Raw genomic sequence first — 1,018 nt, forward strand, 5'->3', positions numbered from 1 at the left:
CGGTCACGGCGGCGCCCAGCGCGCCGACCCGGGCTCGCAGTTCGCGGTCGGCGGTGACGACCAGGCAGGCCCGCTCCGGGTGCTCGGCACGGGCCGCCCGGACGACCTCCACGATCCGGTCGTCCCCGCTGCCGCTCGCCTCGACCACCCGCACCTGCGGGAGCCCGGCGACGCCCCGGGCCGCACCCTCCACCACCAGGACCACCTCCAGCGGTCCCGGCCGCTCCGGCACGCCCCGCCCGGCGACGGCGACCAGTGCGTCCCGCAGCCGTTGGGCGGCGCCCCGCCGGTCCCGCCACCAGCCGTCCGGGACGGAGCCGACCACGTTCGCGCCGTCGACCACCAGCAGGGGGAGCGGTGCGGCCTCGTTCTGTTCCATGGTCACCAAGCCTGTCATCCCGCCCGATGCCCGGCCGCGGGCCCGCCCAGGGGCCGGTGGTGAGCCAGGAGCGGAGGCTGCCGAGCCCGGCCTCCTCGCGCGGCCGGGGGCGCCGGGGCCCGTGGTCAGTCCGTCAGGGTGATCCGGATGCCGACGGTGCCGCGCTCGCCGCGGCGCAGCCGGCTGCCGAGCAGTGTGAGCACGCCGAGCAGGCCGTACTTCTGGCGCAGCAGGGTGCGGTAGGCGGAGGTGCGCTCGGGGCCGAGGATCTCGGCGGTGGCGGGGTACTGCTCGCCGGTCGGGCGGCCCTTGACGTCGCAGGGGCCGACCAGAACGTCGGCGCGGTTGCGGATCCGCTTGACCTTCCAGGAGTCCGCGACGGTCCAGACGCCGAGCGCCTCCCCGTCGCGCACGACCCACACCGGGGTCGGCACGGCGGTGCCGTCCTTCTTGTACGTGGTGACGAGCAGGTAGCTCCCGGCGGAGAGCTGGACGAGCCGGGCGAGCCGGTCCGCGGCGGAGGGGTCGGGCGTGGTCATGGCCGGAAGTCTAGAGGGCGCCCGGTCGCGGTCCGGGCCGTGGTTCAGCGCGGCGCCCGGGGCCCGCGGGTCCGGGCGGTGCGGAGCAGGACGCGGGCGC

At 77.5% G+C, this 1,018-nt stretch carries 2 protein-coding genes; both read right to left on the bottom strand.

Annotated features, from left to right (window positions below; all coding sequences use genetic code 11):
* Nucleotides 1–379 (bottom strand): NTP pyrophosphohydrolase (locus tag KS423_RS46160; protein WP_224285613.1); only part of this gene is annotated, 379 nt, incomplete at its 3' end.
* Nucleotides 380–504: 125 nt separating this feature from the next.
* Entirely contained in the window at nucleotides 505–918 is a 414-nt protein-coding gene (locus tag KS423_RS46165; protein ID WP_224285614.1) for a PPOX class F420-dependent oxidoreductase, read from the bottom strand.
* Between the last annotated feature and the right edge of the window lie 100 nt (nucleotides 919–1,018).

The sequence above is a fragment of the Streptomyces sp. LS1784 genome, assembly GCF_020103755.1.
In the GTDB taxonomy this organism is placed as follows: domain Bacteria; phylum Actinomycetota; class Actinomycetes; order Streptomycetales; family Streptomycetaceae; genus Kitasatospora.